The sequence below is a fragment of the Aequorivita sp. H23M31 genome, assembly GCF_004022485.1.
Classification (GTDB): Bacteria; Bacteroidota; Bacteroidia; order Flavobacteriales; family Flavobacteriaceae; genus Aequorivita; species Aequorivita ciconiae.
Genome location: NZ_CP034951.1, coordinates 1,865,339 through 1,889,634 on the forward strand (window position 1 = coordinate 1,865,339; position 24,296 = coordinate 1,889,634).

Sequence of the window (24,296 nt, forward strand, 5' to 3'; positions counted from 1 at the left end):
ACCACCTATTTTTTTTTAAATCATATTTGTTTTTCCCATCTAATTTCCGAATTGTTTAGGAGCATTAAACCGCCCTCTATCAAATGAGCTACTTTAGGACGTTGCTCTTTCAAATTTGAAAGATGTGTCAATACTTCCAGTGAAAAACTAGAATCCTCTTTAGCAACCAACTCATAAATCTCCAAAGAAAGAAGCCAGTCGTTTGGATATTTTTGCTTTAGAATTTCATATATATTTTGAAGCTTGGTCGAATCCTGTTCAGATTCATGACGAATCACTCTCACTTCTTTATAAAGAGAGTTTAATTCATTTTCCTCCGCCGAAAGATTAGGACGAATGGTTTTGCTATTAGAAATATGCGTTACCAGATCAAATGAATTAAAATCGGCAGCACCCGCAAATGCTGAAACAATCTCCTTCCCTACCGCCATATCAAAATCTCCCATTTCTGGAGTAAACAACAATTCATCTTTATATTTTACCGTGCAATCCGTAAACTGGATAAGCATTAACTCACCTCTAAGGTTTCTCATTCCGGTAACGTTTAAACCTTCTACGGTAATTCCGCTTTCAAACTCAAATGAAATAGGTTTTCCATCATAAAAATTATAAGCCTGTAGATCGCGCGGACCCATATTTTCAATAGATAGATTTATGCCCTTCAATTTGCCCAAGGGAGAACGAAAACCGTTAATATGTCTATTAATCCCGTGCCCGATTACTTCCTTTTCCCGATAACTGAGAGCGGTTTTTCCTTTGGTCTCAAAGTAAATTACTTCGTTATCCTCATTTTGTATCATTCGGCTAAAGTGTCCGCTAATTTGTAAGCCCGTACTAATTTCAATAGTACCTAATTGTCGGGATTTTATGAGTTTTTCCAATCCTCGCCATCCGCCTTTTCGCACCGCCATGGTATTTGCAAACTCTTCCAGGACTTCTTGCAAATACGCAAAATCAGGAGTAACATAGAGTTGGGGTTGTGGCTTGGTAATATCAAACTCTTGATAGGCGGCATCAATAGAATAAGGGATTTTCTTCACTTCTTCTTTCATACACCAAACACTTTCCCCAATGGAAGATAGCAAGCCCGCACCATAAATTTTTGGATTTTCCACCGTGCCCACCAAGCCATATTCAACTGTCCACCAATGCAAATTCCGAATCAGGGAAATTTCAGAAGGATTTACTTTCTTGTTTTGAAGTTCTTCCAAACGGTGTTCTGCAGCATTGATTATCTCCGTTGAGATACTTTCCGCCTCTTTTAAAATAGAAAGCTCACGGACTGCCTCGTACATCTCAATATCGTGAGCACTGGAAATTGCTTTTGCCCCAATTTCACCAAATCTCCTCAAATATTCCGCATAATCCGGACTCGCAATAATGGGTGCATGACCCGCCCCTTCGTGGATAATATCGGGGGCGGGAGTGTATTCAATATTTTCAAGCTGACGGATATCGCTGGCAATGACCAATATTTTATAGGCCTGGAATTCCATAAAAGCATTTGGAGGAATAAATCCGTCGACTGCAACTGCTGCCCAACCAATTTCTTTTAAAATTCGGTTCATCCCGTACATCGACGGAATTTCATCGATGGAAATTCCAGTTTTCTGAAGCCCCTTCACATAACTTTCATGCGCTACCTTGCCGAGATAATCAACATTTTTTCGCATCACATATCGCCATACTGCTTGGTTTATGGGCGTGTACTGCTCATAATCCTGAGGCTTGATATATTGTTTTAAATGGGGCGGTAGGCGGTCTATCAACTCGTTACTCTCAATCCTGATTTCCATGCTCCAAAAGTATGGGAGCGAATTCAAGTTTCCAAAGTCTCACGATTCTTATTTTCGTAAATTGCTAAACATTATGAAATCGTTTACAAGAAAGGAAGAAATCATCAAGGTAGCGGCTGCTCTTTTTAGAGAGAAGGGATACAATGCCGTTACCATGAGAGATATCGCTGCCGCAATGGATATAAAAGCGGCAAGTTTATACAACCATATAAACGGCAAACAGGAAATTCTGGAAAACGTGATTATGCAAGTGGCAAATGAATTTACGGAAGCTGTGGAATCTGTATTTATTAAACGGAAAGAGGACGGTTGCGTGATTGATGATCTAAGAACAATTATACGAAAGCATATTGATATCACCTTAAAATATTCTCATGCCCTTCCATCCCTGACACAAGATTGGATGCATTTAAAAGAACCTGTAAAAGCCAAGTTTTTAATGATGCGGGAAAACTATGAAAACAGATTTAGGGAATTAATACGGATCGGCATGTGGCAAGGAGAGATAAAGAGAATTCATCCAGAGGTAGTATTATTTTCTATTCTTTCTACCCTTCAGACTTTGTATTTATGGCAGGAGAAAAGGGGACGATTGGAAGAAAATGTTTTAAAAAACGATATGACCGATGTTCTCATTCAAGGAATAATTCAACTTCCTCCTTATTTAGAATAATTTAGTTCTTGCAATTCTAACTAACAACCGTTAGTTTTGTTTATAATAAACGACAGATAACACGTGGCAAAATTCCATAAATTAAAAATAAAGAACATTCAAAAAGAGACCAAGGATTGCTCGGTCATTACCTTTGATGTTCCTGAAACATTGGCCGAAGATTTTAAATTCCGTCAAGGACAGCATTTAACATTGAGGACAATAATTGATGGCGAAGATACACGCCGGTCCTACAGTCTTTGTTCCAGCCCAGTAGATAATGAATGGCAGGTGGCGGTAAAAGCCATTGCCGAAGGAAAATTTTCAAATTTTGTGAATTTGCAGCTTCAAGCAGGCGATATGCTTGATGTAATGATTCCGAGCGGAACTTTTGGTGTGGATGTTAATCCGGAAAAGCAAAAGAACTATCTGTTTTTTGCCGCAGGAAGTGGAATAACTCCTGTACTCTCAATGATCAAAACCCATCTTGCCTTAGAACCAAGTTCCACATGCAAGTTGTTTTATGTGAATAGAACGGCGAAATCCATTATCTTTAAGGAAGCGTTGGAACAACTTCGGAACAGATATTTCGGAAGGTTGGAAATCTATTATTTCCTCACTAAGGAACGCCGCGACATCGACTTGTTCAACGGTCGTTTTGACGATGAAAAGATGGAAGTTCTCACAAGAAATTTTATAGATATACCTGACACGAGTGAAGTATTTTTATGTGGTCCCGAAAAAATGGTAGACTACGTAAGTGATTACTTAATAAAAGCTGGTTTGCCAAAAGAGTTGATTCATTTTGAACTTTTCGTTACGGGACTTTCCGATGAAGATATTGCTAGGGCCGAGCGATTAGCAAAACAAAATGTTGAAGGTGTGGAAGTGACCATTGTGGATGGGGGAAAAGAATTTGAATTCACAATGACTAAAGATTTCGACAATATTCTCGATGCTGCCCTGGCTGCGGGTGCCGATTTGCCATTTGCTTGTAAAGGAGGAGTTTGTAGCACTTGCAAATGCCAAATTGTAGAAGGTGAGGTAGAAATGAAAGTGAATTATGCCTTGGATGACAAAGATTTGGAACAACACTTAGTTCTTAGTTGCCAATCGGTGCCGATCACTAAGAAAGTAAAAGTAGATTTTGATGTTTGATTATAATTATTAAACCTAACAGGTTTTGGAAACCTGTTAGGTTTGGCAAAATGAAAAGATTATGAGCGAAAAAGAAATAAAGAAACCAGGGGCTGAGCGGAGTCGAAGCCTAGAAGAAATTTTTGAAGCCCGCATTGCGCGCGACGAAAAAATAGAGCCAAAAGATTGGATGCCGGAAAAATACCGACAAACTCATATTAGGCAGATAAGTCAGCACGCGCATTCCGAAATTGTGGGAATGTTGCCAGAAGGAAATTGGATTACCCGAGCTCCTTCCTTGAGACGAAAAGTTGCCCTCTTGGCAAAAGTACAGGATGAGGCCGGACACGGTTTGTATTTATATTCCGCTTGCGAAACCTTAGGTATTTCCAGAGAGGAAATGTATGAGCAGCTTCACAGTGGAAAGGCAAAATATTCCTCAATCTTCAATTACCCAACGATCACTTGGGCCGATATTGGCGCCATAGGATGGTTGGTGGACGGTGCAGCCATTATCAATCAAGTTCCATTATGTAATACATCCTTCGGACCTTATGCCAGAGCAATGGTAAGAGTTTGTAAAGAAGAAAGTTTCCATCAGCGACAAGGTTATGAAATTATGCTCACCCTGTGCCGTGGTACTGAGGAACAAAAGGCGATGGCCCAAGACGCTCTCAATCGGTGGTGGTGGCCAGCCTTAATGATGCTCGGTCCAACAGATGCCGAATCCGTTCACACTGAACAGTCCATGAAATGGAAGTTGAAACGTAAAAGTAATGATGAACTGCGTCAACAATTTATCGACCAGACCGTACCCCAAGCAGACATCCTAGGAATTACCATGCCCGACCCAGATTTAAAATGGAATGAGGAAACTGGACATTACGATTTCGGTGAAATTGATTGGGATGAATTCTGGCAAGTAGTAAAAGGTCATGGCCCAATGAACAAAGAGCGAATGAAGGCCCGAGTTGGTGCTTGGGAAAGAGGCGAATGGGTACGCGATGCAGCAATGGCTTATGCGGAAAAGCAGCAGGATAAAAGAGAAAGAAAAGTAGTATAAACCGAGGAATGGATGCCTGAAATTTCGAGGTTCTACGGGATTATTATCCGAATGTATTTCGTGGATCATAATCCGCCTCATTTCCACGCTGAATATCAAGGAATGCAGGCAGAATTTGAAATAAAAACTTTGGAGGTAATCGCTGGCTCGCTTCCAAACCGTGCTTTAGGCTTGGTTGTGGAATGGGCAAATCTCCATCGGAAAGAATTATTGGAGAATTGGAATCGGGCACAAGTTCCCGAGCCATTGGAAAAAATTCAACCATTAAAGTAAAAAATTATGACTTCGAAAATAATATCATTTGAATTCATTAAAGATTATGAAGTTAGGATATCCTTTGACGATGGACAGAAATTTGAGATCGATTTAGCAAAATATCTCGGTAAAGGCTTTGCAAGAGAATTACTGGATAAAAAAAAGTTTGGTGAATTATATATTGAACCCGGAGGAGGATTGGCCTGGCCCAATGGTTATGATATTTGTCCTGTTTTTCTTCGGAATATTGTAGACAAAGAAAAAAGCGAATTATCAACTTAATTAGCATGGCACAAAGAATGTCACATCATATAAATTTAAAAAAAAACACTGTTATCATGTCCGATAAAAAAAACTGGCCCCTTTGGGAAGTCTTCGTAAGAAGTAAAAACGGATTGGAGCACCGACATTTTGGAAGCCTCCACGCCGCCGATGCCGATATGGCCCTGGAAAATGCCCGGGACGTATATACTCGCCGAAATGAAGGTGTGAGCATTTGGGTGGTAGAATCCAAAAATATAACCGCCTCAAACCCCGACCACAACGCCGAAATGTTTGAACCCGCAAAAGATAAGATCTATAGACATCCCACGTTTTATGATTTGCCGGATGAGGTGAAGCATATGTAGGGGGAAATCGAAACTGAAATCGAAACTGAAATCGAAATCCAAATCGAAAAAAGATATTTGATGAAAAATTACAACTTAGATAGTCGTTTTGAGGATTTTGCAGCTTCAGTTATTGTTTTTTTTAGGAATCAGCCTAAATCTTTTGCAGAGGATTATCTCACCAAGCAGCTTATCCGTTCTGCTTGTTCAACTGCGTTGAATTTTGGTGAATTTGAAGGTGCAGGTTCAGATAAAGATAGAGCTAATAAATTAAGGATTACATTGAAAGAATTACGAGAGTCTATTAGAAATATTAATATCCAAATTAAAGCTAATCTTATAGATGCTCATAACATTTCAGCAGTTAGAACTGAAAATGATGAACTTATAAGAATTGTTGTTACACTTTTGAAAAAGTATAATTAGTCCATTTGCTTTTGATTTTGGAAAAATGAAAATTTAAAAAATCATCTTAAAATAAGACAACATTTGAAAATGTAATAAAAGAATTATTAAATAATAACTAAACTCTTCGATTTCGATTTCAGTTTCGATTTCGTTTTCAAAAAATGAAACATAACCACCTATACAACTACATCCTAACAATCGCCGATAACTCCTTAATCCTCGGCCAGCGAATGGGCGAACTATGCGGCCACGGTCCGAGTTTGGAAACCGATATTGCTTGCACCAATATTTCTTTGGATTTATTGGGGCAGGTGCGCAGTTATTATCAATACGCAGCAAAGATTGCCGGAGATGGCAGAACCGAAGATGATATTGCCATGCTGAGGACGGAACGCGAATATGTAAACGTGTTATTGGTTGAGCAACCAAATACAGATTTTGCATATACCATGGCACGTCATTTTCTGTTCGATGCCTTTCATTTCCTGTTTCTAAAGGAATTGGAAAAAAGCAAGGATCTGACTTTGGCTGCTATCGCAACAAAATCTTTAAAGGAAGTAACTTACCATCAGCGTTTTTCTTCAGATTGGATAAGACGATTGGGCGATGGTACCGAAGAAAGTAATAAAAGAGTGCAAGCCGCCATTGACGATCTATGGATGTACACGGACGAGTTCTTTAATCCGACGGAAGTTGAAATAACGATGGCAGAAGAAGGGATTGGAGTCGATCTCCCTCAACTAAAAAATCAATATTACGAAACTGTAACTGAGGTTTTGGAAGAAGCCACTTTAATAGTTCCGGAATCCAAATACTTCCACAAAGGTGGAAAACAAGGTGTTCATACAGAGCATATGGGGTTTCTTTTGGCGGAATTGCAGTATATGCAAAGAACATATCCGGGAATGGAATGGTAAATAATATTCAATTTTCAATGATCAACTACCAATATTCAATATCAAATATTTTATGGAAAGAAAATTTGATTTAGAGGACAGACTTATTGGTTTTGCAGTATTATGTATTAAACTTTTTAAGAAGATTGAATATAATTACGCGTTGGACCATTTATCAAAACAACTAATTCGTTCGGCGACTGGGGCGGCTTTAAATTATGGAGAAGTCCAAGGAGCTGAGTCATCAAAAGATTTTATTCATAAAATGGGTATTGTTTTAAAAGAGTTAAAGGAATCACGGGTCAATTTAAAAATTCAAATTGGAGCAGATATTTTAAAAGATATTGATAAGGCTGAAAAGAGTTTAAAGGAATGTGAAGAGTTAGTTGCCATTTTTGCGAAAAGCATCCAAACAGCAAGAAAAAGCAAAAGTTGAGTATCCAGGAGTAACCCTCAATTCTTGACTAGCAATATTCAATTCTCGTAATAAAATATCCAGTATGGAGTTTTTTAATATTGAAAATTGAACATTGAGCATTGAACATTGAAAATTCAAAATTGAAAATTGAAAATTGAAAATTGAAAATTGAACATTTAAATATCGCCCCCTCTCTGATAGAAATCCTATCCTCGGTTCCAGACCCAGAGATTCCGGTTATTTCCTTATTGGATCTTGGAGTGATCCGTGAGGCCTTGGAAATAGATGGCGTGGTCAAGATTAAAATGACCCCCACCTATTCCGGCTGTCCCGCCACCGATGTGATGTCTGATGATATTAAGACTGCATTTGCCAAAGAAGGTAAGATGGCCGAAGTCGAACTTATCCTTTCGCCGGCCTGGACCACCGATTGGATTTCGGAAGAAGGTTTAATAAAATTGGAGGAATATGGAATTGCGCGACCGCTATCGGAATCCCACGACAAGGATGTTTTGCTCGGAGGAAAGAAATTAGTTAAATGTCCACAATGCGGGAGCACCCATACACATCTGGTAAGTCAATTCGGTTCTACACCTTGCAAAGCCCTCTTTAAGTGTGACGATTGTCACGAACCCTTTGATTATTTTAAATGTTTAAAATAATTCCCGCGGAGTCGGGAATCACCCCTGTGAATAATTTTCCTCGTTAGAAAGCTTTAGCCGTGGCGCAAGGCTGGAATGTTTAAATCTGCATTCGACAAAGAAGGAAAAATTGCCGCATCTGTTATCCCTTCGTCCGCTTTCATTAGCGAATGAATTTCGAAGGATGCGCGTGAAAAAGTTAAAATTCAAAGCCATCAACTTATTATTTACTGCTTTTCCCATCCCATCCTGTTAATCTTCGTATGCTTAATCGGAAAAAAACCGATTGTCTTGTTATTTTTAAGCAAAATAGCTGTATATTTGTAGGAGTTCAATCGGTAAAAAACCGAATACGTAAGCACAAAATAGCAATGACCTTTAGAAGAAACATACAAGATTATATCAGTGCTCCCTTAACCCATCAGCTGGTTTCCGATGTGTTAGCAGAGTACCGTCGTCCAAACGACAAAATCAACGATTTGGTGCAAAGTGGATTCTTGATTTCATTAAGAAGGGGGCTATATGTGCCTGGTCCAGAACTGGATTTGCCCCTTCCCCATTCTTTTGTAATTGCCAATCACCTAAGGGGCCCCAGCTATGTTTCCCTTGAAACAGCCCTTGCGCATTGGGGAATGATTCCCGAACGGGTTTATGAAATAAACTCCATAACCCTAAAAACTTCTCAGGTTTATGATACGGCGATTGGAAGATTTACCTATCGTCATCTCGATGCGCCATATTATTCCTTTGGCCTGCAACGTGTTGAAATGGGAAACAACCAGTTTGCTCTCATGGCTTCCCCTGAAAAAGCAGTTTGTGACAAAATAATTGCCACAACGGGAATTACCTTGCGTAGTCAATCGCAAACCATGGCTTTTTTATTGGACGATCTGCGCATGGATGACGAAGCTTTGGCCAGTTTAAATTTAGATAACATATCCAGCTGGATCGCAGATGCACCAAAAGCATCAAGTTTGCAAATGCTGGTCAATACCCTTCAAAGATTATGATAAGGGAATGGATAGATACATATCAGCCGGCGAATGAGGAAGAGGCACTTTCCGCTTTGCGCGAGATCATGCAAGAAATCGCACTCGCCGGTTTATCACGCACCGACTTTTATAAGAAAGCTGCTTTTTATGGAGGAACAGCACTACGGATTTTTTATGGATTAGATCGATATTCGGAAGATTTGGACTTTTCCTTGCTCTCTGTGGACAAGGAATTTTCCTTAGAACCCTATTTTCAGGCCATACAGGATGAATTCAACAGTTTGGGGATGAATGTGAGCCTGCGAAAAAAGAACAAGATCCACAAAACACCAAGCGAGTCCGCATTTCTTAAATCGGAAACTTTATGGAAAGAATTGGTTTTGGAGGATGTCGTAGAGCAACTTGGAATCCGATCCAATAAGAATATCAGAATCAAGATTGAGGTCGATCGCAATCCACCAATGGGTTTCCAAACGGAGGAAAAATTATCGCTTCGGCCTTTTTCTTTTTATGTGAAATGTTTCGATCAGCCGAGTTTGTTTGCCGGAAAAATGCACGCCCTGCTTTTTCGTAAATGGCAGGACCGGGTGAAGGGTCGTGATTGGTTTGATATGGAGTGGTATATCCGCAAGGGAGTTTCCTTAAATTTAAAGCACTTTCTTCAGCGTGCCCAAGATTCGGGCGACTGGCAAAAGCCTACGATTTCAAAAGAAGAATTTCTAAATCTGCTAAGAGATAAAATCGATGCTACTTCCATTGAGAAAGTAAAGGCGGATGTAAGGCCTTTCGTTCGGAACAATGAGCATTTGGAAATATGGGGTCCTCAATATTTTCAAGATCTGGTGGATTTATTGAAGGTAGACGAGTAAGAGATATATTTCGTGTACAGGATTATGTAGTTTTGCCCTCAAAAAACTATGGGATTCTATTACGAATTGCTTCACCGCGATATTGAAGCCGACGGTACCCACGTAGCACAATATCGTCCCACAATAAATACCCAAGGCGCCTGGAATGATAACGAACAGCATATGGCGCCTGCCACGGGAGTAATTTGTGCCGAACTCGAAAAGTTTCGACCCAAAGATCATATGCAGATTGCACGCATCAGTTTGGACATTCTAGGAATGATCTATTTGGATGACTTTCAAATCACTACTCGTTGCATTCGCCCCGGAAAAACCATCGAACTTATTGAATCTGTTTTTGAGGCAAAAGGGAGAACGTGTATTGTGGCCCGGACTTGGAGAATGATTACGGAGGATACTTCCGAAGTTGCTGGATTGGAAGACAAGCCAATGCCATCCCCGGAAACTTTACCCAATTGGAAAGGAATGTCTGTTTGGGATGGCGGGTATATCCGTTCAGTCGCAAAGAATATCAAAGAAGTGGAACGTCGACCAGGAAAGGGAAAAGTATGGCTCACCAACGACTTGGAAATGATAGAAGGCGAGCCCACAACTTCATTTGTAAAACTAATGGGAATGGTAGATACGATGAATGGCGTGGTTGTACGTCAAGAAAATCCATTTACCCATATGTTTCCAAATGTCGATCTTCAGATCCATCTTTATAGATTGCCGACCGGGAAATACTTGGGACTAGAAGTAGAGCAGCAATATGGAAAGGATGGAATCGGGTTGACTTCTGCGGTGCTTCACGATAAAGAAGGACCTTTTGGGCATGCAGCACAAATATTGACTGTGAGGAAGATGCCCACGAATTAATTGGAATATTTTAATCTTATGGAATTCTGTGATATAAACAACAGAGATGAAATTAATTCATCCCCGGATAGGAATCCACAATTTCCACTTTGAGATCTGGGAAGGATTCTACTATCTGGACAGTGAAATCGGGAAAGGATTCTACCACTTGCCATTTGCCGCAATCGTTGGGAAAGGATGTGACGAACTTCACCTTGATATCTGCAAAGGATTCCACAAATTTGATTTTGATATCTCCAAACGACTCCACAAACTTTACTTTCCCATAAAGAGGAATTTCCTTGAATTTACAATCTTCTTGGTTTGGGCTATTTGCAGATATGATACTTGGCTTTACCTGAGCGAGGAAAGATTGACAATCGTAAATTTTAGGATTTTCATTATCTCCTTCTCCCAAAATTGAAGTACCGTTGAGAATAAAAACCATAACCATTAAATAGGTGGGAAATAATTTCATGATGTTGTTATTCAGAATTTAAAAATATTGAATATAAGGGATATAGGGAGGATTTTCAGCTGTATTTTTTTGTATTAATAAGCTATTTATCTCCTTTCAATATGTTTTTACCATTCCTTGCCGAATGTAAACTATGTTTACCTTCCAATTAACGAGGAATTGAGCAAACTCTTTCTATTTTTGTGGAATTAGGATTGGTATTGAAGTATTTCTTCTCATAATTTAGAATTAACAACATACAACAATTTATAAAATGAGCTTTATTACTACGGAAATTAAGAATAAAACAGCCTATCTAACTCTTAACCGACCTGAAGTGTTCAACAGCTTTAATCGTGAAATGGCCTTGCTACTTCAGAAAGAATTGGATGCTTGTGAAAAGAATCCAGAGGTGCGGGCAATCGTCATTACGGGAAATGGAAAAGCTTTTTGTGCGGGACAAGATTTAAAGGAAGTTACTTCGCCAGAGCTCAATCCAGGATTTAAAAAAATCCTTGAGGAACATTACAATCCCATAATTTCGCGAATTCGAAAAATCGAAAAGCCGATAATTGCGGCAGTAAATGGCGTTGCCGCCGGAGCAGGTGCAAATATTGCACTTGCCTGTGATGTGGTGATCGCTTCGGAAAATGCCAGTTTTATCCAAGCTTTCAGCAAAATTGGTTTGGTTCCCGATAGTGGAGGAACATTCTTCTTGCCCCGATTGATCGGCTTTCAGAAAGCTTCGGCATTAATGATGCTGGGCGATAAGATTTCGGCAGCGGAAGCAGAAAGACTGGGAATGATCTATAAGGTAGTCCCTGCAGAAAATTTCTCACAAGAGATAACCAATGTTGCCTCAATTTTGTCCAATATGCCGACAAAAGCGCTGGGACTGACCAAGAGATTGTTAAACGAATCGATGGCCCATTCTTTGGAAAAACAATTGGATTTGGAGGGAAAACTTCAAATTGAATCTGCCCAAAGTGAAGATTATGCCGAAGGGGTGGAGGCTTTTGTCAATAAGCGGAAACCGGAGTTCAAAGGAAAATAAACCATAAGCTCCCTGTTTTTTAAGATTTTGACCAACCCAGCTTTTAAAGAAATCCTCAATTTTAGATAAATAAAAACATAAAAATATTCAATGAAAGTAGGAATAATAGGTTCAGGTACTATGGGCAGAGGAATTGCTCAAGTTGCCGCAACAGCGGGATATACGGTAAAACTATACGATCTTAATACAGATGCTCTTGAAGAAGCAAAAGCATCCTTGGAGGCAATAATGGATCGGTTGGTGGAAAAAGAAAAAATTGATTCCGAAGAAAAGGACAGGATTCTGGGCAATATTGATTATGTAAATACTCTAAGGGAACTGAAAAAATCCAAACTCACCATAGAAGCTATAGTTGAGAATATTGACATCAAAAAAAACGTTTTTTCTACTCTTGAAAAATTTGTCTCTACGGATTGTATAATGGCTTCAAACACCTCTTCCCTATCCATTGCATCTATTGCATCCTCGCTTGAAAAACCGGAACGTTGCATCGGCATCCATTTCTTTAATCCTGCGCCGTTGATGAAATTGGTGGAAATAATTCCTGCAGTCCAAACATCAGAAAATACCCTGAATTCTGCACTGGAAATAATTAGAGATTGGGGGAAAACAGTTGCAGTGGCAAAAGATACTCCGGGGTTTATAGTAAACCGCGTGGCACGACCTTTTTATGGGGAGGCTTTGCGGATTTATGAAGAAGGAATTGCTTCATTTACTGAAATTGATTTAGCAATGAAAGAAATCGGTGGCTTTAAAATGGGCCCCTTCGAATTGATGGATTTTATTGGAAACGATATCAACTATACCGTAACTGAAACAGTTTTTGAAGCTTTCTATTACGATCCTCGTTATAAACCATCCTTTACACAAAAACGTTATGTAGAAGCTGGATATTTGGGCAGGAAAACCGGAAAAGGCTTCTATAATTATTCCGAAGAGGAAAAAATGACAGCTCGAGGACAGGGTCAACCTTCCACCAAAAATAATAAATTAGCCGAAGAGATTTTTGAGCGAATTTTAGTAATGCTAATCAATGAAGCAGCCGATGCACTTTTTTGGAACATCGCTTCCGCAGCAGATATTGATAATGCGATGACAAAAGGAGTAAACTATCCTAAAGGACTTTTAGCCTGGGCCAATGAAAAGGGAATAGATTGGTGTGTTTCAAAAATTGATGGATTTTACAATAAGTATCACGAAGACCGATATCGATGTTCTCCGTTGTTGAGAAAAATGATGGATCAAAAAATTCTTTTTGACGTTTAATATCTTCATTTTAAATGGAATCAAGAAGATGTTTTAACAACTATCAATAACCTGCCGATATTAAAAGAGTTTTAAGAGGTTTTTTATTTCTTTCCTTTATAATTACTTTACCGTGGATTTATTTAATACGCGACACCGTTCTGTAAGTACATGGCGAAACAAAGGCATTTTATTGAAAAATTGCGGGATCTGTTCCTGAACGAATTCTTTATATTGGGATTAATTATCATTAATGCCCTTATAATCTTTATCGATGAATTTGATTTAGGCTATAAAACAATCGGTTACCTAGAAGCATCTATGACGATGCTATTTATAATAGAAATATGGATAAAAATTTCCCATTGGGGATTTCGAAAATATTTTAGTAGTAATTGGAATAGGCTGGATTTTATTCTAATCGTTGTTTCCCTTCCTTCATTGTTAATTCTTTTTGACAACGGAGCTATAATGGAAACAAACATTTTACTTTCTCTCAGAATATTGAGAGTTTTTAAAACCTTCCGGTTAATACGGTTTATGCCAGAAGTAGACTCATTTATGAAGTCTATAAAGAGAGCACTCCAAGCTTCCTATATAATAGTTTTAGGATTTTTTATCCTCCTCTTCATCACCGCGCTTATAAGCTGTTCGCTATATAAAGAAATTGCACCGGAATATTTTCGCAATCCCGTAGTTTCCATTTATTCTGTTTTTCAACTATTTTCGATAGAGGGATGGTACGAGATTCCAAATTTAATTGCCGAACGAAGTAATGAGGCAACCGCCTTTTTTGCCAAGTTTTACTTTAGTGCTTTATTATTGGGAGGAGGAATCCTTGGACTTTCATTAGTAAACTCCATTTTTGTTGATGCCATGGTAAGTGACAATACAGACGAGCTGGAAGAAGATGTTAAACGGTTAACCCAGAAAATCCATTCATTGGAAAAGAAAATCGATCAACTTTTAAAAAAATCTGATGATACGTAAGGACATTTATTTGTCATTCTCAATTTTTTTCAAACCGCTTAATGCCGGGCCTTCTATTACCCTTCCAGCCGTATCGAACCTACTACCATGACAAGGACAGTCCCAAGTTTTTTCAGCCTTGTTCCAATTTACTGTGCAACCCATATGAGGGCAAATTGGCGAAAGTGCGGTAACCTCTCCTCTATGGTTTTTATAAACTGCATATTTACCATCTTCATATTGAAGTAATTTACCCTCATCTGGCAATAGATCGGCTATTTGTTCATCCTCCCCCTTTTTAAAGAAATCTCCAACCAATTTACCAACAACATTGATATTTTCTTTGGTGAATTTTTCCGCAGCTTTTAAAGGCTGGTGTCGACTGGCTTTAAAAAGTTCTGAATATTCATTTTTCAATCCCGCAATTTCATCACTTATTATTTTGGCCGCCAAGGTTCCATAAACTAAACCATCAGTTGCAAAGCCAGTAGCAATATATTCATTAGAGCCAGCGTTTTTTTGACCTATATAGGGCAATAAATCGGCAGGTTTGTAATTCTGTCCCCCCCATTTATAAATTATGGATTCAACATCGAAATGTTTTTTTACAAAATCCTCAAGCTCCTGAATATTTTGCGTATTATCACCTGCCTGCCCTACTTTATGCATACTTCCCACACAAATTAAATAGGGATTTGAGGGTAATCCGTACGTTCTTACTGAAAACTTCTTATCCCCAAAATGTCCCCAAAATATCCCTTCCGGATAGTTATTATTTTTGAGCTTTACTCCTATTCCATATTCTCGATATGGACCAAGAGTAGTATGGTATTGCACCAGTAAGCCTTTGGGAGTATGAGTAGCGTGCACTACATAACGGGCTTTTACTCGATTTTCATTAGCATGGACAATGAGAAATTCATCTTCTTCCACTATATCTGAAACACACGTATCCTCGAAAATTTCGCAGGTATCCGAATAAATTTGCTTCGCCAATTTTTCGGTATATCTCAATGGATTGAACTGCGCTTGGTCTTCAACTACAAAGCCATCCTCATAGGGAAATGGAAAATGTTTTTTTGTCAAGCGGGAATAAGCCAACCCTGTATGCGATAAAACTTCGATTTCCTTTTCGATATCCATACCGTTTTCCTTTTCAAACATAAACATGGGCTGAGTCTTCAGATCGCAATCAATTGCAAATCTCTTTGCGTTATCACAAATGTGCTCCACGGCTTGAATTCTGGCCAGGATTATTTTCTGAACAGTAGCGAGATCATATTTATTCTTAAGTTCCTGAAGCGAAAATTCGGTTAAGGCATATAGATTTCCCGTACTTTGACCGGTGGTCCCCTGACCCACTTTTCGAGCTTCCAGAACGGCTACTTTTAAACCATAATTGCTAAGAAATTGCGCTGTGGTAATTCCCGTGATACCACCTCCGATAATTGCTACATCTACCGAAATCTTCCTATCGAGAGATTTAAAAGATATATCAGCAGTTTTAATATTCCAGATAGGTTCCAATTTCATAATAAATAGCGTTAGAGTTAAAATGGATTCGAATTGTGTTGGTTAAGTTAAACATCAAAACAAAAAATTACAAGAATGCCACCCTTCTTTAACAAGGAATTATATTCTGAAACAATACTGTATGAAAAATATGGAAACATTGCTCTTTTAAAATTGGATAAGCCCACAACAATTTACATCTTTAAAATTGTGTGAAACTCCCTACAACCGTCGATCAAAACAACCGAAATAAAAAGTTCCATTGAGTACATAATAATTCTAAAACACGGACCAATCTTTCACTTTATAAACTTTCCCTCGAATTTTGTTCCTATTTTTGAAATTATTGAATGCGCAATAAAATCTCTAGAATGAACAATCTCCTTCCTGAAAAAATTCCTCATAAAATGCTATCGCTGGATCCGTTTAGCTCTTGGCTGGGTATTGAAATCCTAGAAGTAGAAAAAGGAAGAGTGAGGCTCGGAATGAAAATAAGAAAGGAAATGCTTAATAGCATGAAGAAAGCTCATGGTGGAATTGCTTATTCTTTGGCGGACACAGCTTTTGGATTCGCAGCAAACACCCATGGTAAATTTGCAGTTTCTATCGAAACTTCCATAAATCATATTGAAGCCTTAGAGGAAAACGATTACATCACTGCCGAGTCTGTTATTGAAAAAGTTGGCAATAAACTTGGTTTTCATATAGTGGAAGTAAGGCGAGATGAGGAATTAGTAGCACTTTTTAAGGGTGTAGTTTATAGAACCTCCAAAAAATGGACAGAGAAATAATATAGGTCCTCCCACTTTCGGATTTTCATTTCATCGCCAAAAATGTAGAGGTCATAGATTCTTTCTTCCCAATAAGTTGAGGTTTGGCTTTTTAAGAAATTCTTTTAATAAATTTTTGGGAAGTGGATATTTTGATTCCTATATTTTTGTTTCCCATCTAAAATCTGCCTATGCCCAAGAAAAGATATCCCATTGATAGAATAAAAAGGCCCCTTGCAAAGATTATGCAAGAAGAGAAATCTGGTGCTCTTGTTTTGGGAATCAGCATTCTGGTAGCGTTTGTACTTGCCAATTCGCCTTGGTACGAACAATACCATCTTTTCTTTGATCACACTTTCGGATTTGAGTTTGATAACAAACCCTATTTAGAACACACCATTTCCGAATGGATAAACGACGGTTTAATGGGAATGTTCTTTTTTGTAGTTGGCCTGGAACTAAAGCGGGAGATAGTTGCTGGCGAACTGTCGAACATTCGGGCGGCAATGTTGCCCATTGCTGCTGCCATTGGAGGAATGATTGTACCGGCTCTTATCTATTTCTCATTAAATTCAACAGGAGATGTGAATAGCGGATGGGGAATCCCCATGGCGACCGATATCGCCCTCGCTCTTGGAGTTATTTACCTTCTAGGAAATCGGATTCCCTTGGCGCTGAAAGTGTTTTTAACTGCTTTGGCTATAGTGGATGATATTGGAGCCGTTTTGGTAATAGCCTTCTTTTATACTTCCAATATTTCATTTTCAAACTTGGCCGTAGGTTTTATTTTTCTATTCCTGATGTTTATTGGTAACAGAATGGGCGTTAGAAGTCTTTTATATTATGCCATAATCGGAATAGTGGGTGTATGGACGGCTTTTTTACTTTCGGGAATCCATGCCACCATCGCCGCGGTATTGGCCGCTTTTATGATTCCTGCAGATGTAAGGATAAAAGAACCTATTTATATAGCACGAATCAAAAAACATCTTTTACGTTTTAAAAATATTGATCCAGATGATGATATTCCCACCTTGACCCACGGTCAATTGGAGGTCTTGGAACGGATAAATTTAGATACCAAAAAAGCAATGCCACCGCTGCAGAAATTAGAGCACGCTATGACGCCCTTTGTCAATTTCTTTGTCCTTCCCGTGTTTGCTTTGGCAAATGCCGGAGTTACTGTTTTTGATATAGAAATAAGTAAACTCTTCAATACCAATGTGGCTGTGGGAGTGGGATTAGGATTATTGCTAGGGAAAGTTATAGGAATAATCGGATTTGCCTGGCTCGCTGTAAAATTCAAGATAACTTCTTTTCCCAAATATTTAAATTTCAAAAATCTGCTAGGCCTATCCTTATTGGCTTCCATTGGGTTTACCATGTCACTTTTTATTACCCAATTGGCGTTTACCAATGAAGATTACAAAACACAAGCAAAAGTCGGGATTTTCGTCGCTTCGATTATCGGCGGTATTCTGGGATATATAGTGCTTAAACGACATTCGAAATAGAGAAACCTCTTTTTTCTTCTTGAGATTTAAACTAAATAATTATTCAATCTATCTCATTTTTAGATAAGATATATTTCACAATTTCTTTACCAAGGAAGCACTTCCTAGTTTGTCTTGCTCCTTGATTCTTGCAGTGTAGCGTTCTTGATTCATTTGTAAGGCCAAGTTTTCAAATTATAAAAGGATTTACCATTCCTTTCACATATCCAAATTTGAATTTGTCTATTTTTATGAGATTAAATAAGAAATGGAGCAAGCCTCCACTTAAAAATAAAAAACTATGAAATGGAAAGGTAGAAGACAAAGTGGAAACCTCGATGACCGAAGAGGGATGAGTACTAAGGGAAAATTTGCAGCTGGTGGTGGCGTAATTGCACTCATAGTATTGGCATTACAGTTCTTTGGAGGTGAAACAGGAAACCAATTGGCCCCAATTCTTGACCAATTGGGAAATAGCCAATCGGGACAACAAACAGAGCAAAGAGAACTCAGTGCCCAAGAAAAGGAAATGGGAAGTTTTATGGCCACGGTTCTTGCTGACACAGAAGATGTGTGGGGAAAGATTTTTGCTGAAAACAACCTAGGGCAATATCAAGATCCCACAATGGTTCTCTTTACGGATGCCGTACGAACTGGATGTGGCAATGCCACTTCTGCTTCTGGCCCCTTCTATTGTCCTGCCGACCAAAAATTATATATGGACTTGGCATTTTTTAATGAATTAAAAAATCGATTTGGCGCGAAAGGCGGCGATTTTGCAATTGCCTATGTTACGGCTCACGAAATAGGACACCACGTGCAGACTTTACTAGGAACCTCGCAAAAAGTAACCAGTTTACAACGACAAAACCCAAGTGAGGCCAATAGACTCTCTGTTGCTTTGGAACTTCAGGCCGATTTTTATGCTGGAGTTTGGGCTCATTACAATAAAGATTATTTGGAAGAAGGAGATATCGAAGAAGCCTTGAGTGCAGCAAATGCCGTGGGTGATGACGCCATTCAGAAAAGAACCCAAGGAAGTGTAAGACCCGATTCTTTTACTCACGGAACCTCCCAACAGCGGATGAAATGGTTTATGAAAGGTTATAAAACCGGCGATATAAGGCAGGGAGATACTTTTGCGGAGATATAAAATCTCATCTCACTCCTAAAAAAATAGACAAAAAAATCCCGACTTTCCATAATTAAGGTAGTCGGGATAAATTTTGGAAAGTTTATTATGGATTAATCATAATGATCTTCTAGAAGTTCAATTTGATTTTTGATTGCGCGCTTTATTGCTTCAGCCAATGCATTGTTGCCATCTTCATCTCGTGGCCCTATCTCAATGATTCCATTTCCATTGCCATCCGCTGCCAATGATAGATCCACTCCTGTTTCAGGGTCAAAAACCGCATTTAGATCGAAATTGATAAGTATGTGATTTAAATCTCCATTAATCACAGAATTATTATTGTCATCATCAAATTCCAGTTCTATTTCATCTTCAAAATCATGCCAAAAAACGAACGGCGTTCCGTTGATGGTTCCATCCATTCTCATACTCTGATTATAGATTTCGCTATCAGGATTCGAACTTTTATCAAATTCAAATTCGATCTCTTCCAACCTTCCGTTTGGAACTCTAAATTCAACCAATGGAATTGGAACCGGGCTGAGAAGATCAACTTCAAAAGGACCTTTCAATTCAATTTCGTCTTCTCCATTATAAATATTATCCCCATCATCGATAATATCGTCGTACTCCAATTCAATTTCTTTAAAATTTACCAAAAATCGGGAGAGCTCAATATCTGATGAAGAACGCTGGGCTCCATTTTTTCCGGCTTCGGGAGAATAAGATGCTTTCGCATTAATACTCATACGGCCGTAGTTTGGAGTCTCTTCTAATTTGTCATCGTCCTTGGAACAGGCTACAAAAGCTCCAGAAATTCCAATAAGAATTAACGAAAGTTTTAAATTTTTAATGCGCATAACAAGTTTGGTTTAAAATTTATATACGCTAATAACGGCATAAGCACTTGCATCTTGTTTTTTGAATGATAATGTATTCACAAACTATTCTTAGGGATTAGTTAATGTAAATCCACAAAAAAGATGCAATATGAAGAAAGAAGATACCTTGGGAATGGAAATTATTTTGATTTCTAACCTTGCATCTATTCTTATAAACCTGAAAATTGATAATCCAAATTGCCTTCAAATAATTTCAATATTTATATACAACATATCCCAATTCTTGAAACACAGTAAACGAAATACCTATCTTTGTAAAAATTCTAAAAAAAGCTATGAACTACTTCTCCACCAACTTCACCCTCGGCATTCTTGGCGGTGGTCAATTGGGCAAAATGATGCTCTATGAAACAAGAAAATGGGATATCCGCACCCACGTTCTTGACCCAAGCGCAGAAGCACCATGCCGAATTGCAACAGATTATTTTGAACAAGGTGATTTAATGGATTTTGGTACCGTTTATAATTTTGGAAAAAATGTGGATATACTGACCTTTGAGATCGAAGGTGTTAACGTGGAAGCCTTGGAAAAGCTGGAAAGTGAAGGAAAAAAAGTATATCCAAGTGCGGCAACTTTGCGAAACATCCAGGATAAAGGAGTCCAAAAACAGTTTTATAAAGATCATAACATTTCCACTGCGCCCTTTAAAATTTACAACAGTAAAAATGACTTAAACGAAATTATATTTCGGGAGGAAATAAAATTTCCTTTTGTTTGGAAAAGCTGTACCGGCGGTTATGACGGGAAGGGAGTTAGCATTATTCGTGAGGCGGAAGATTTAATTCCACTGTCGGAAGATGCTTGTATCATAGAAAATCTAATTCCATTTAAAAATGAATTGGCCGTAATCGTGGCCCGTAATCCTTCCGGTGAAGTAAAAACGTATCCAGTTGTAGAAATGGAATTCCATCCCGAAGCCAATCAGGTAGAATACGTAATCTGCCCGGCCAGAATTGATGATGCCGTGGCAAAAAAAGCAAGGGATTTGGCGGTAAAAGTTTCGGAAGCCTTTCAGCATGTAGGTCTTTTAGCAGTTGAAATGTTTCAGACAGAGGACGATGAAATCCTGGTTAACGAAGTTGCCCCAAGACCCCACAACAGCGGCCACTATAGTATTGAAGCCAGCTACACCAACCAATTTGAACAACATATTCGCGCAATTTTAGATTTACCCTTGGGAAATACCGATAGTAAAGTTGGCGGGGTTATGGTAAACCTAGTAGGTGCCGAAGGACATACGGGAGATGTCCGCTATAAGAACATCGAAAAAATTCTCGCTATGGAAGGGGTAACCCCGCACATCTACGGCAAAAAAGAAACCCGTCCTTTTAGGAAGATGGGCCACGTTACCATCGTGAACAAAAATCTGAATACAGCACGGAGCATTGCGGAGGAAGTTAAAAAGACGATTGAGGTTGTTGCGAAGTAAAATTGAGATGTAGCAAATTATGCAACAACTTAAAAAATATAATTATCAGTTAAAACAAGTCCATTATAATTATTTATAAGACCGATGATATCCTTATGGACGTTCAAGTAAAATTTGAAAAAGAAACCGGTTGGCTTTCCTTAAATCAAATTTCTGAATTATTCGACAAGGATAAATCTGTGATTTCAAGACATATCAAGAATGTTTTTAAAGTCGGAGAGCTTGAAAGAAATTCAGTTATCGCAAAAAATGCCACAGTTCTAATTATTGAAATTCAGGATTTTTCTGAAAAAAAGCAACTAATGGGAAATCCTAAGCAGTTCGTATATTAATGGAACTTCATAAAAACATATTATTATCTCTGTAGGCTATCGGGTAAAGTCCAAATGGTTTTAAAAAGATAACAAACAATACACTCGTTGCCTTAACTTTGATGATTGCAGAAAGTAATCCTGCGGAAAAGGAAATGATGATAAATGTTGTCATCAACTTAATGAACTCGAAAAAATAAAAATAAAAGTCCCAATTTGGAATTTGGATTTTGGAATTTAAAGGTTTGGAATTTATGAGCAAAGTAGCAATAATAATGGGAAGCACCAGCGACCTGCCAGTAATGCAGGATGCGATAGATGTTTTAAAAGAATTCACCATTGATGTGGAAGTGGATATCGTTTCCGCTCATCGCACTCCTGAAAAACTTTTTGATTTTGGTAAAAATGCCCATAAACGCGGAATTTCGGTAATTATCGCTGGAGCTGGAGGCGCGGCACATTTGCCCGGAATGGTTGCCTCACTTTCTCCCCTACCGGTAATTGGGGTACCAGTAAAATCGAGCAATTCAATTGATGGCTGGGACAGTGTACTCTCCATACTTCAAATGCCTGGCGGCGTTCCCGTGGCTACCGTTGCGCTGAACGGCGCCAAAAACGCAGGTATCCTTGCGGCGCAAATTATCGGAGCTTCGGATAAGGAAGTTTTGAATAAAATTATTGCCTACAAAGAGAGTCTGAAAAAGACAGTAGAGGAAGGAGCTGAAAAAGTACGCAGTAAACAGTAGCATTGAGCAGTAATTCACAGCGATTTGATTTAGTGGTGAGTGGTGAGTGGTAAGTAATCCGTAGTCGGTAGTCGGTAGTCGGTAGTCGGTAGTCGGTAGTCGGTAGTAGGTAGTCGGTAGTCGGTAGTCGGTAGTCGGTAGTCGGTAAAAAAATAAATAATTTGGATGTCCTCAAAATCTTTCTAACTAAAAAACAATCATAATCTTGGAAAAACGCTTCAATCTTTCGAAATTTCAGCTGTTTCTTGTTATTTTTATCCTTTCTATTTCAGGTTTCGCGCAATCAATTTCAGGGACGGTGTTGGATGGAGAAACTAATGAAACCGTAGCTTTTGCAGCCGTTCAAATCGGAGATTCCTACGGAGTTATAACCAATAACGAAGGAAATTTCGAAATTGGAACTTCCCGTTTTTCGCCCAATGATTCCTTGGTATTTACTTTTTTAGGCTATAAGAGACGTGCTGTGGCGATAAAAGATTTTACGGACCAAAAGGTTTTTCTGGTTCCTGATATCAACACACTTTCTGAAATATATCTGATTGACAGGAATTTAGACCCCATGACCATTATGGGAAAAGTTCAAGAAAACCTGTCCAAAAACTATCCAAAACAGAAGGAAAAGTTCAGTGTATTTCAGCGAACTAAGGAAAACTACAAAACAGAAAACTCTGACTTTGTCATTAAGAAAGCGGATTTTGTGAATAAAAAGATTGTAAAAGACGTAAATTCAGAACTTGCCTTGCTCATTCAATACTCGAAAGGAAAAAGCTCCAATATCTATTATGACACTTATTTTGAAATCTATAAAAACGAGAAGGATTCTTTAAAACTGGATATCAAAAAAGGAACAAAGCTTATCAATCTTGAAAGAAACACCTCCACAGACAACTTACAGAACAAGGCCTTTGCCACTATAGGAGCAAAGCTGGAGGGTAGTAATTCCTTTAAACTTCGCAGTGGAATTATTCCCATCAGCGATTCTGTGGATTTGAAAAGGACATTTAATGCATCTAAAAAAGCTGATACTTTAAATATTAAGGATAAAAACAGGGAGTTTTCTAACCATTTAAGCGATTTCGGTTTTGGCAAGAATTCAGATTTCAGTTTTATCACCGATTATAAAAAATATAATTTTACAATTGACAAAGTCTTTAGCTATAATGACGAATTGGTCTATGTTCTTTATTTTGAACCTAATAAAGGATCCGCAAATTACAGTGGAGAGGTGTATATTTCGGCTGATACGTATGCGGTTTTAAAAGCTAAATATAAATTGGCAGATGGAAAAAGAGGTAATAAAATAAATCTCAAACTTCTACTGGGAATCAAATATGAAGAATTAAGTCGAGATGTTTTGGTAATTTTCAACAGAAACGAAAATAGCACGTATTCCCTAAAATATCTCAAGACCAACATTGAGCAATATATTTACTTAAACCGATCGTTCACTTTTATTGAAAACAATAAAGACCGTAAAGATCGTATGAAACTGAAATTGGATATCTTATCGGAAGGTATCAATAAAACAGAGAATGAAATTTTGGTTATTGATTCCCAACCCCTATCAATAGCCGATTTCAATAAAATAAACCAAAAAACGAAAACTTCGGTGCAGACCATTGAAAAATACGACCCTACTATTTGGAGTCCGTACACCATTATATCGCCGAATCAAGCAATTAAAGATTTTGAAAATTAAA

General features: G+C 38.4%; 27 protein-coding genes. 23 read left to right on the forward strand and 4 right to left on the reverse strand.

Translation table 11 applies throughout. The features are described 5' to 3' along the window. Positions 1–20: 20 nt before the first annotated feature. Positions 21–1,796 (reverse strand): aromatic amino acid hydroxylase, encoded by a 1,776-nt coding sequence (locus EI546_RS08145; RefSeq protein ID WP_128250078.1) that lies wholly within the window; start codon positions 1,794–1,796, stop codon positions 21–23. A 73-nt stretch (positions 1,797–1,869) separates the two neighbouring features. Here EI546_RS08145 and EI546_RS08150 point away from each other — a divergent pair, with 73 nt between their 5' ends. From EI546_RS08150 to EI546_RS08210, 13 genes are all read left to right on the forward strand, one after another. Then, positions 1,870–2,469 (forward strand): TetR/AcrR family transcriptional regulator, encoded by a 600-nt coding sequence (locus EI546_RS08150; RefSeq protein WP_128250079.1) that lies wholly within the window; start codon positions 1,870–1,872, stop codon positions 2,467–2,469. 63 nt (positions 2,470–2,532) lie between these two features. After that, on the forward strand, positions 2,533–3,606 hold the full coding sequence (locus tag EI546_RS08155; protein ID WP_128250080.1) for a 2Fe-2S iron-sulfur cluster-binding protein: 1,074 nt from the start codon (positions 2,533–2,535) through the stop codon (positions 3,604–3,606). 61 nt (positions 3,607–3,667) lie between these two features. Further along, complete coding sequence (gene paaA, locus EI546_RS08160; RefSeq protein WP_128250081.1) at positions 3,668–4,648, forward strand: 1,2-phenylacetyl-CoA epoxidase subunit PaaA; 981 nt, start codon at positions 3,668–3,670, stop codon at positions 4,646–4,648. 12 nt (positions 4,649–4,660) lie between these two features. Beyond that, the gene (locus EI546_RS08165) at positions 4,661–4,921 is read left to right on the forward strand and encodes a DUF4160 domain-containing protein (protein WP_128250082.1); all 261 of its coding nucleotides are present in this window, start codon (positions 4,661–4,663) and stop codon (positions 4,919–4,921) included. Positions 4,922–4,927: 6 nt separating this feature from the next. Next, complete coding sequence (locus EI546_RS08170) at positions 4,928–5,185, forward strand: DUF2442 domain-containing protein (protein WP_128250083.1); 258 nt, start codon at positions 4,928–4,930, stop codon at positions 5,183–5,185. Positions 5,186–5,241: 56 nt separating this feature from the next. Further along, the gene (gene paaB / locus EI546_RS08175; protein WP_128250084.1) at positions 5,242–5,532 is read left to right on the forward strand and encodes a 1,2-phenylacetyl-CoA epoxidase subunit PaaB; all 291 of its coding nucleotides are present in this window, start codon (positions 5,242–5,244) and stop codon (positions 5,530–5,532) included. Positions 5,533–5,592: 60 nt separating this feature from the next. Continuing rightward, positions 5,593–5,937: a four helix bundle protein gene (locus tag EI546_RS08180; protein ID WP_128250085.1), complete on the forward strand. Its 345-nt coding sequence runs from the start codon at positions 5,593–5,595 to the stop codon at positions 5,935–5,937. Positions 5,938–6,080: 143 nt separating this feature from the next. Beyond that, entirely contained in the window at positions 6,081–6,836 is a 756-nt protein-coding gene (gene paaC / locus EI546_RS08185; RefSeq protein WP_128250086.1) for a 1,2-phenylacetyl-CoA epoxidase subunit PaaC, read from the forward strand. Positions 6,837–6,888: 52 nt separating this feature from the next. Further along, complete coding sequence (locus tag EI546_RS08190) at positions 6,889–7,251, forward strand: four helix bundle protein (protein WP_128250087.1); 363 nt, start codon at positions 6,889–6,891, stop codon at positions 7,249–7,251. 143 nt (positions 7,252–7,394) lie between these two features. Further along, complete coding sequence (paaD, locus tag EI546_RS08195) at positions 7,395–7,895, forward strand: 1,2-phenylacetyl-CoA epoxidase subunit PaaD (protein ID WP_128250088.1); 501 nt, start codon at positions 7,395–7,397, stop codon at positions 7,893–7,895. A gap of 242 nt (positions 7,896–8,137) precedes the next feature. After that, complete coding sequence (locus EI546_RS08200; protein ID WP_205649726.1) at positions 8,138–8,884, forward strand: type IV toxin-antitoxin system AbiEi family antitoxin domain-containing protein; 747 nt, start codon at positions 8,138–8,140, stop codon at positions 8,882–8,884. Then, the gene (locus EI546_RS08205; protein WP_128250089.1) at positions 8,881–9,735 is read left to right on the forward strand and encodes a nucleotidyl transferase AbiEii/AbiGii toxin family protein; all 855 of its coding nucleotides are present in this window, start codon (positions 8,881–8,883) and stop codon (positions 9,733–9,735) included. The genes EI546_RS08200 and EI546_RS08205 overlap by 4 nt, the downstream gene beginning before the upstream one ends. Before the next feature lie 48 nt (positions 9,736–9,783). Continuing rightward, a complete protein-coding gene (locus tag EI546_RS08210) occupies positions 9,784–10,593 on the forward strand; it encodes a thioesterase family protein (protein ID WP_128250090.1) in 810 nt (269 codons plus the stop codon). Between the two features lie 52 nt (positions 10,594–10,645). On the opposite strand, the gene EI546_RS08215 is transcribed toward EI546_RS08210, so the two are convergent. Further along, the gene (locus EI546_RS08215) at positions 10,646–11,050 is read right to left on the reverse strand and encodes a hypothetical protein (protein WP_205649727.1); all 405 of its coding nucleotides are present in this window, start codon (positions 11,048–11,050) and stop codon (positions 10,646–10,648) included. Positions 11,051–11,303: 253 nt separating this feature from the next. Between EI546_RS08215 and EI546_RS08220 the strand changes: the two genes are divergently transcribed. The 3 genes from EI546_RS08220 to EI546_RS08230 all read left to right on the forward strand — a co-directional run bounded on the left by EI546_RS08220 (position 11,304) and on the right by EI546_RS08230 (position 14,318). After that, positions 11,304–12,083, forward strand: coding sequence for an enoyl-CoA hydratase-related protein (locus EI546_RS08220; protein WP_128250091.1), 780 nt, complete (start codon positions 11,304–11,306; stop codon positions 12,081–12,083). Between the two features lie 90 nt (positions 12,084–12,173). Continuing rightward, positions 12,174–13,349 (forward strand): 3-hydroxyacyl-CoA dehydrogenase NAD-binding domain-containing protein, encoded by a 1,176-nt coding sequence (locus EI546_RS08225; RefSeq protein WP_128250092.1) that lies wholly within the window; start codon positions 12,174–12,176, stop codon positions 13,347–13,349. 150 nt (positions 13,350–13,499) lie between these two features. Further along, positions 13,500–14,318, forward strand: a complete 819-nt coding sequence (locus EI546_RS08230) for an ion transporter (RefSeq protein ID WP_128250093.1) — start codon at positions 13,500–13,502, stop codon at positions 14,316–14,318. A 6-nt stretch (positions 14,319–14,324) separates the two neighbouring features. On the opposite strand, the gene EI546_RS08235 is transcribed toward EI546_RS08230, so the two are convergent. Next, positions 14,325–15,830, reverse strand: coding sequence for an FAD-dependent oxidoreductase (locus tag EI546_RS08235; RefSeq protein WP_128250094.1), 1,506 nt, complete (start codon positions 15,828–15,830; stop codon positions 14,325–14,327). 350 nt (positions 15,831–16,180) lie between these two features. Here EI546_RS08235 and EI546_RS08240 point away from each other — a divergent pair, with 350 nt between their 5' ends. The 3 genes from EI546_RS08240 to ypfJ all read left to right on the forward strand — a co-directional run bounded on the left by EI546_RS08240 (position 16,181) and on the right by ypfJ (position 19,225). Next, positions 16,181–16,600, forward strand: coding sequence for a PaaI family thioesterase (locus EI546_RS08240; RefSeq protein WP_128251570.1), 420 nt, complete (start codon positions 16,181–16,183; stop codon positions 16,598–16,600). A gap of 170 nt (positions 16,601–16,770) precedes the next feature. Next, complete coding sequence (nhaA, locus tag EI546_RS08245; RefSeq protein ID WP_128250095.1) at positions 16,771–18,093, forward strand: Na+/H+ antiporter NhaA; 1,323 nt, start codon at positions 16,771–16,773, stop codon at positions 18,091–18,093. A gap of 280 nt (positions 18,094–18,373) precedes the next feature. Continuing rightward, on the forward strand, positions 18,374–19,225 hold the full coding sequence (ypfJ, locus tag EI546_RS08250; RefSeq protein WP_128250096.1) for a KPN_02809 family neutral zinc metallopeptidase: 852 nt from the start codon (positions 18,374–18,376) through the stop codon (positions 19,223–19,225). Between the two features lie 92 nt (positions 19,226–19,317). Here the strand turns inward: ypfJ and EI546_RS08255 are convergent, their stop codons facing one another. Beyond that, the gene (locus tag EI546_RS08255) at positions 19,318–20,067 is read right to left on the reverse strand and encodes a hypothetical protein (RefSeq protein ID WP_128250097.1); all 750 of its coding nucleotides are present in this window, start codon (positions 20,065–20,067) and stop codon (positions 19,318–19,320) included. A gap of 317 nt (positions 20,068–20,384) precedes the next feature. Here EI546_RS08255 and purK point away from each other — a divergent pair, with 317 nt between their 5' ends. The 4 genes from purK (at position 20,385) to EI546_RS08275 (ending at position 24,295) form a co-directional block, all read left to right on the forward strand. After that, a complete protein-coding gene (purK, locus tag EI546_RS08260; protein ID WP_128250098.1) occupies positions 20,385–21,539 on the forward strand; it encodes a 5-(carboxyamino)imidazole ribonucleotide synthase in 1,155 nt (384 codons plus the stop codon). A 95-nt stretch (positions 21,540–21,634) separates the two neighbouring features. Beyond that, positions 21,635–21,871, forward strand: coding sequence for a hypothetical protein (locus EI546_RS08265; RefSeq protein ID WP_128250099.1), 237 nt, complete (start codon positions 21,635–21,637; stop codon positions 21,869–21,871). 233 nt (positions 21,872–22,104) lie between these two features. After that, positions 22,105–22,596 carry a 5-(carboxyamino)imidazole ribonucleotide mutase gene (gene purE / locus EI546_RS08270; RefSeq protein WP_128250100.1) on the forward strand — a complete coding sequence of 164 codons (492 nt, stop codon included), beginning with the start codon at positions 22,105–22,107 and terminating at the stop codon, positions 22,594–22,596. A gap of 205 nt (positions 22,597–22,801) precedes the next feature. Continuing rightward, complete coding sequence (locus tag EI546_RS08275; RefSeq protein ID WP_164905204.1) at positions 22,802–24,295, forward strand: carboxypeptidase-like regulatory domain-containing protein; 1,494 nt, start codon at positions 22,802–22,804, stop codon at positions 24,293–24,295. The last annotated feature ends 1 nt before the right edge of the window (position 24,296 follow it).